The organism is Streptomyces sp. NPDC059080, assembly GCF_042739975.1.
In the GTDB taxonomy this organism is placed as follows: domain Bacteria; phylum Actinomycetota; class Actinomycetes; order Streptomycetales; family Streptomycetaceae; genus Streptomyces; species Streptomyces benahoarensis.
This window is the reverse complement of sequence record NZ_JBHYGX010000004.1, coordinates 286,110-292,615: the sequence shown is the minus strand read 5'-3', so window position 1 is coordinate 292,615 and position 6,506 is coordinate 286,110. Positions and strand designations below refer to the sequence as shown.

General features: G+C 75.9%; 6 protein-coding genes. 4 read left to right on the top strand and 2 right to left on the bottom strand.

Annotated features, from left to right (window positions below):
- Window positions 1–199 precede the first annotated feature (199 nt).
- Both ACFWWQ_RS05075 and ACFWWQ_RS05070 read left to right on the top strand, forming a co-directional pair.
- A complete protein-coding gene (locus ACFWWQ_RS05075) occupies window positions 200–1,360 on the top strand; it encodes a helix-turn-helix transcriptional regulator (protein ID WP_384590247.1) in 1,161 nt (386 codons plus the stop codon).
- Window positions 1,357–1,536, top strand: coding sequence for a hypothetical protein (locus ACFWWQ_RS05070; protein ID WP_384590244.1), 180 nt, complete (start codon window positions 1,357–1,359; stop codon window positions 1,534–1,536). The genes ACFWWQ_RS05075 and ACFWWQ_RS05070 overlap by 4 nt, the downstream gene beginning before the upstream one ends.
- Here ACFWWQ_RS05070 and ACFWWQ_RS05065 read toward each other — a convergent pair.
- Complete coding sequence (locus ACFWWQ_RS05065; RefSeq protein WP_384590241.1) at window positions 1,527–2,468, bottom strand: SDR family oxidoreductase; 942 nt, start codon at window positions 2,466–2,468, stop codon at window positions 1,527–1,529. The genes ACFWWQ_RS05070 and ACFWWQ_RS05065 overlap by 10 nt on opposite strands.
- A gap of 300 nt (window positions 2,469–2,768) precedes the next feature.
- Window positions 2,769–4,682 carry a hypothetical protein gene (locus ACFWWQ_RS05060; protein WP_384590238.1) on the bottom strand — a complete coding sequence of 638 codons (1,914 nt, stop codon included), beginning with the start codon at window positions 4,680–4,682 and terminating at the stop codon, window positions 2,769–2,771.
- A 257-nt stretch (window positions 4,683–4,939) separates the two neighbouring features.
- Here ACFWWQ_RS05060 and ACFWWQ_RS05055 point away from each other — a divergent pair, with 257 nt between their 5' ends.
- Both ACFWWQ_RS05055 and ACFWWQ_RS05050 read left to right on the top strand, forming a co-directional pair.
- Window positions 4,940–5,458 (top strand): DUF4240 domain-containing protein, encoded by a 519-nt coding sequence (locus ACFWWQ_RS05055; RefSeq protein ID WP_384590235.1) that lies wholly within the window; start codon window positions 4,940–4,942, stop codon window positions 5,456–5,458.
- A gap of 57 nt (window positions 5,459–5,515) precedes the next feature.
- Complete coding sequence (locus tag ACFWWQ_RS05050) at window positions 5,516–6,397, top strand: TIGR01777 family oxidoreductase (RefSeq protein WP_384590232.1); 882 nt, start codon at window positions 5,516–5,518, stop codon at window positions 6,395–6,397.
- Window positions 6,398–6,506 lie beyond the last annotated feature (109 nt).

The following is a 6,506-nucleotide window of genomic DNA, read 5'->3' as shown; positions in this document are numbered from 1 at the left end:
GGGTCTCCCCCCGGGAACCCACCCGGCCCCGCGCGGGCCCACTTCGGGGGGGGGGGGGCGGCCCCGTCGGCCGTCGGGGGGCCGGTGAACGGCCGTCGGTCGTCGGGGGGGCCGGTGAACGGCCGTCGGTCGTCGGGTCCGCCGGTCAACGGCCGTCGCGCGGCGGGGCGTTGTCAGTGGTGCCCGGCATGATGGATCCATGCGTGCTGCCCGGCTGATCAAGATGCTGCTGCTCCTCCAGTCCCGGCCGTCGATGACCGCCGGTGACCTGGCGCGGGAGCTGGAGGTCAGCGAGCGCACGGTCGCGCGGGACGTCCTGTCGCTCTCCGAGGCGGGCGTGCCGGTCTACTCCGACCGCGGCCGCGCGGGCGGCTACCGCCTCCTCGGCGGATACCGCACCCGGCTGACGGGCCTGGGCCGCAGCGAGGCGGAGACGCTGTTCCTGTCCGGGGTGCCGTCCGCGCTACGCGAATTGGGCCTGGCGGACGCGGCGTCCGCGGCGCGGCTCAAGGTGTCCGCGGCACTCCTCCCGGAGCTGCGGGAGGCCGCGAGCGGCGCCGCCCAGCGCTTCCACCTGGACGCCCCGGCCTGGTACCGCAGCCCGGAGACCCCCGCCGAGCTGCCCGCCCTCGCCGAGGCGGTGTGGGACGACCGCCCGATACGCGCCCGCTATCTGCGCAAGGACCGCGAGGTGGAGCGGGAGCTGGAGCCGTACGGGCTGGTGTTGAAGGCCGGGGTGTGGTATTTGGCGGCTTGTGCGCGGCGGGAGGGCCCGGCGGCGGGCGTGGAGGAGACGTCCGGTGCGGGTGCGGGCGTGCCCGGCGGTGCGGGGATGCCCGGCCCGCAGGGTGGCGCGGGCGGCGGGCCGTCGAAGGGCTCGGGGACGCCGCGGGGTGCGGGCGCGGCCCCGCCGGATTCCGCGGGTTCCCCCGGCTCCCCCGCCCCGCCCGTCCCCCCGTTCCGTATCTACCGCGTCGACCGCTTCACCGCTGTGACGGCGCCGGAGGAGGGGCACTTCGTCCGGGATCCCCGCTTCGATCTGCCTGCGTTCTGGGCGGAGCGGGCCGCGCAGTTCGCGCGGTCGCTGCTGCGGGCGGAGGTGGTGCTCCGGCTCACCGAGCGCGGTATACGCCGGCTGCCGCACGTCACGGAGCCCGTCGCGGCGCGCGAGGCGGTGGCGGACGCGCAGGGCCCGGAGGCCGACGGCAGGTGGACGCTCACCCTCGCGGTGGAGAACGCCGAGGTCGCCTACGCGCAGCTGCTCGGGCTGGGCCCCGAGTGCGAGGTGCTGGCGCCCGAGCCGCTGCGCGGCCGGTTCGCGACAGCGGCCCGCCGGATGGCCGAGCGGTACGGCGGGTGACCACCGGCCGGGACCGCACCGCACTGCACTGCACTGCACCGCACTGCACTGCACCGCACTGCACCGCACTGCACCGCACTGCACTGCACCGCACCGCACCGCACCGCACCGCACCGGACTACCGGTACCCCTATCGGCACTCCTACCAGTACTCCTACCAGTACTCCTACCGGTAATCCTCCGCCCTCCCCTCCTTCCCTCCGAGGACGACATCCTCGAAGTAGCCGAAGCCGTCGGGGCGGGAGCCGTCCGTGTCGGTGAAGCCGTAGATCTTGGCGAGCTGGCCGCTGGAGAGGGACCGGCCGGTGAAGCGGGCGCGGTCGGGGTCGGCGGCGAGGGCGGCGACGGCGCGGCCGACGAGGGCCGGGGATTCGGCCACCGCGAAGTGCGGTTCCTGCGTGAGGGCGTCCCGCCAGTTCTCCTCGGTGACGCCGAAGTGGTCCAGCATCTCCTCGGAGCGCAGGAAGCCGGGGGTGAGCGAGACGACCGTCGCGCCGTACGGTTCCACCTCGGCGGCGAGGCCGAACGCCATGCGGTGCGGGGCGTTCTTGGCGAGGTCGAAGCAGAGGTTGCCACGGTAGGAGCGGTTGAAGGCGGCGGTGCCGTCGGTCATGTCGACCAGCAGGCCACCGGGGGCGCGCAGCAGCAGCGGCAACGCGTGGTGGCTGGTGATGAGGTGCGTCTCGACGCCGAGGCGGAGCATCCGCAGGCCCCCGGCGAGGTCCAGTTCCCACAGCGGGGTGTCGAACTGGAGGAGGTGGTCGCCGCCCCACACGCTGTTGACCAGGACGTCCAGGCGACCCCGCTCCCGGTCGATACGGGCGACGAGATCGGCGACCTGCTCCGGTACGAGGTGGTCGCAGGGGACCGCGATGCCGGTGCCGCCCGCGGCCGTGACCCGTTCCGCGGTCCCCTCGATCGTCTCGCCGGGGCGGCCCACCTCGCTGACGTGGTCCCGTGTGGTGCGGCCGGTGACGTAGACGACCGCCCCCGCCCGGCCCAGCTCCACGGCCATCGCCCGGCCCGCGCCCCGGGTCGCCCCGGCCACCAGCGCCACCCGCCCCGCCAGGCTCCCCGCGCCCGCCGTGCCGTTCCGTTCCGTCGTCATCCGTGCCACTCCTCGCCGTGTGCGGTGTGCGTACACGGCGACCGTGCCAGCGATACCCGACATCTTCTGTCAGGTTTCCTTCGGACCTGGCGGACGTTCATCGAACCTGGCGGACGTTCGTGGGAGCTGACGGATGTTCGTGGGACCTGACGGACGTTCGTGGGACCTGACGGACGTTCGTGGGACCTGACGGACGTTCGTGGGACCTGACGGACGTTCGTGAGGAAGGCATACGGGGCCGGGAGCGGCGGCCGGGCGCCCGGCGCGGCGGCCCCGCGCGGCCCGGCTCACCGACCCCCCTCACCTCCCCATCGCGTGCAGCAACCCCCCGGAGGCCCGCACCCCGGCGACCCGTACCGGCGCGGACGCCGGGACGCCGACGGCGAGGGTGGTGGCGCGGGTGGTGCGGTGCACCGCGCCGGTGACGTCGAGACCGCGCACCGCGGGGCTGCCCGCCGCGAGCAGGTACCAGTGGCCGGAACCGGCGCGCCAGCGGGTCTCGCCGACGACCTCCGGGCCGTACGGGCTGCACGCGGCGGTGTCCCGGGCGCGGCCGACGACCCGGGCGGGCCGCTCGGGCCGGGCCACGGCCGGGTGGAACTGCACGGTGACCCGGCCCGGCCCGCGCCAGGTGTCGGCGCGGCTGCACACCCAGGTGGCGGTGGCTCCGCTCTCCGGCAGCCGCTGGCGGGCGTAGGCCCAGTTGTTCACCGACCGGACACCCGCGGCCCGCTCCCCGCGCAGCGAGCAGGCGGTGTGGGCCCAGCTCAGCAGCGCCGCGCTGGTGGTGGCCTCGGCCGGGGGCGCGGCGGTGGGCCCGCCGCTCGCGGCCGGGCCGTACGTGAGGTGGACGGGCGTGAGGTCGCCGAGGTCGGTCAGCAGGAAGCTGTGCTGTGCCGTGACCCGCGCCGAGGAGTGCAGGCGCGCCACCGGCCACCGCCCGCAGACGGCGCCGTCCGCGGGCGGCTCCGGGACGCGGTCGGTGACGCCGTCCGGGGCGACGTGCAGCGCCTTCTCGGGGGCGGTGGGCCGCAGCAGGTCGCGGGTGGTGGTGTCGGTGATCCACGGGGCGATGAGGTAGCGCATCCACCCGGTGCCGCGCCCGATGACCAGCGCCCCGGCGGTCGTCAGATCGGCGTTGTCGACGCGGGCGAACTCCAGCTCCGCCGGGGCCCCTTCGGGCTCCGCGTACCGCACCACCCGGTCGCCGTCGTGGAGGACGACCACTGTCACCCCGTCGATCACCCCGCCGTAGAGCAGCCGGGGCGGCTGGTCCGGCGGCCGGGTGGAGGCGCCGTCGGCGGCGGTGACGCGGACGTCGCGGCCCGGTGCGCCCCAGACCCGCAGGGCGCGCCCGAGCAGCGCCGTGTCCCCGGCGTACTCGCCCCGCGGCGACCAGGCGGTGAAGTCCACCCGGGAGGTGTCGGCCCACGCGTCGTCGGGGGCACGCACCAGCCGCTGCGGGTCCAGGACCTGGCGGGCCCGCACGGTGGCCGGGTCCGGCTGGGCGGGCGGCGGGGTTCCGTCGGGGCCGCCGACGGCGGTGAGCAGCGCCGCACCGGCCGCCAGCACCGCGGCGGTGACGGCCGCCGCCCGTCTGCCCTGACGGCGCCGGAGCAGATCGGTCGGGCGGGCCTGGACGGTGCACGGGTCGAACTCGCCGGAGTTCAGCAGCGCGGCGGTCCCCGGGCCCAGGTCGCGGCCGAGGGCGGCGGCGGCGCGCTGTGCGGCGCCGGGGTCGGCGACACCCGCCGCGCCGAGGACCGCGACGACCTCGTCCTCGTCCAGCTCTTCCAGATGTCCCAGGGCGACGGCGGCGCGGGCGGGGGCGGAGAGCGCGGACAGCGCCTGGTCCAGGGCGAGTTCGTCGGCGCCACCGGCCCGGGGGAAGAGTCGCAGCCCCCACACGACCGGCAGCGGCGACCGCCAGCGCGGCGGCTTCGCCTGGGCGAGCGCCAGCTCCAGGACGCGCGAGCGGACGAGCGGATAGCCCGGTTCGGGCCGCGGGCCGCGCTGGCCGGGCAGGACAGCGCGGGCCCGTTCGCGGCCCGCGGACGGCAGGGCGCGCTGGACGATCCCGTGCGCGGTCAGCACCCGGCGGTGGCGGCCCATCGCGGGCGGCAGGACGAGGTGGGCGAGGCGCACCAGGCGCGGGTAGTGCTCGACGATGGCCGCCTCGGCCCGCTCGACATCGGCGCGGGTTCGTTCGTCCATGGGCATGGCGTGGAAGCGCCCTTCAGGAATGGGGTCTGCCGATCGGGTACGGGAAGGTGCCGTAGGGGGGGCCAGCCTTCCAACGAGTGATTCTTGCACCGGTCACCCCGCCGTTGATCAACAACTCCGCTGCCCGGGAGCCGCGTACACCGCATCCGGGGCATTCCACCTGTGCGTCCGGACGGGCGCCGCCGCGCGGGTGGCGGCGGACCGCTCCACATGCGTACGGCCCCGGCAGGCCCGATGCTGGAGCGGTGATGGACGAGACGGAGTTCTGGGAGCTCATCGACGCCTCCCGCGCGGCCGCCGGGGGCGATCCGGTGGACCACGCCGACGAGCTGACCGAGCGGCTGCTGAGCCGCGACCCGGAATCCGTCCTGGACTTCGCCCGCCACTTCGAGGCCCGCTACCACCGCGCGTACACCTGGGACCTGTGGGCCGCGGCGGCGGTGCTGCTGGACGGTGCGAGCGACGACGTCTTCGACGCGTTCCGCTGCTGGCTGATCGGCCAGGGCCGGGAGGTCTTCGAGGGCGCACTGCACGACCCCGACGAACTCGCCGTGCTGGTTGGTGAGTTCGACGAGGATGCGGACGGTGACGGCGAGGAGCTGGGGTACGCCGCCGACGACGCCTACGAGCAGCTGACCGGCGCCGAACTGCCCGGCCTCGGCCTGCCGCCGCAGCCCGCCGAACCGCTGGGCGGCTATGTCGACGTCGACGACGACGCGGCCCTGGAGACCCGGTTGCCCCGGCTGTGGGAGCGCTTTCGCGCGTAGCCGCGCCCCCGGGCGCGCGTCCGTACGGGGCGGGCGCGCGGCGGGCAGTATGGCGCCATGCGGATCGCGATCACCGGCTCGACCGGTCTCATCGGCTCAGCTCTCGTCCGGTCACTGCGGGCGGACGGGCACACCCCCGTCCGGCTGGTGCGACGGCCGCCCGCGGCACCGGACGAGGTGCACTGGGATCCGCGCCGTCAGGAGGTGGACGTCGCCGGGCTCGCCGGGTGCGAGGCGGTGGTGCACCTGGCGGGCGCGGGCGTCGGCGACCACCGCTGGACCGCCGCGTACAAGCGCGAGATCCGCGACAGCCGGGTGCGCGGCACCGCCGCCGTCGCCGCGGCCCTCGCGTCACTGGACGCCCCGCCCCGGGTCTTCGTCTGCGGCAGCGCCATCGGCTACTACGGCGACACCGGCACCCGGCGTACGGACGAGACGGCACCGGCCGGTGAAGGGTTCCTGCCGGAAGTCTGCGTCGACTGGGAGGACGCGGCGGCGCCCGCCGAGGAGGCCGGTATCCGGACGGCCTTCGCCCGCACCGGCCTGGTGGTGGCCCGCTCGGGCGGCGCCTGGGGGCGGCTGTTCCCGCTGTTCCGGCTGGGTCTCGGCGGCCGCCTGGGCAACGGCAGCCAGTACTGGAGCTTCATCTCCCTGCACGACCACATCGCCGCGCTCCGCCATCTGATCGACGGCGACCTCGCCGGTCCGGTCAACCTCACCGCCCCCGAGCCGGTGACCAACCGTGAGGTGACGGCCGCGATGGGCCGGGTGCTGCACCGCCCGACGCCGTTCCCGGTACCGGCGGCGGCCCTGAAGCTGGCCCTCGGCGAGTTCGCCGGGGATGTCCTCGGGAGTCAGCGGGTGATCCCGCGGCGCCTGTTGAAGAGCGGGTTCACCTTCGCGCATCCGGGCATCGAGGGGGCTATTCGGGCGGCTTGAGGGGGATGCGGCGCCCGCCCCGCTCCGACGCGCCCCGCGCGATCCCTGGCCGTCCGGGGCGGGCCGTCCCTACCGTGCCTCCACACACCATCCGGCGTCCCGTGTACCG

What these genes read in the sequence shown, in the direction of transcription:
- ACFWWQ_RS05075 (WP_384590247.1), top strand. Translation starts at nt 200, where the DNA reads ATGCGTGCTGCCCGGCTGATCAAGATGCTGCTGCTCCTCCAGTCCCGG.
- ACFWWQ_RS05065 (WP_384590241.1), bottom strand. Translation starts at nt 2,468, where the DNA reads ATGACGACGGAACGGAACGGCACGGCGGGCGCGGGGAGCCTGGCGGGG.
- ACFWWQ_RS05060 (WP_384590238.1), bottom strand. Translation starts at nt 4,682, where the DNA reads ATGGACGAACGAACCCGCGCCGATGTCGAGCGGGCCGAGGCGGCCATC.
- ACFWWQ_RS05055 (WP_384590235.1), top strand. Translation starts at nt 4,940, where the DNA reads ATGGACGAGACGGAGTTCTGGGAGCTCATCGACGCCTCCCGCGCGGCC.
- ACFWWQ_RS05050 (WP_384590232.1), top strand. Translation starts at nt 5,516, where the DNA reads ATGCGGATCGCGATCACCGGCTCGACCGGTCTCATCGGCTCAGCTCTC.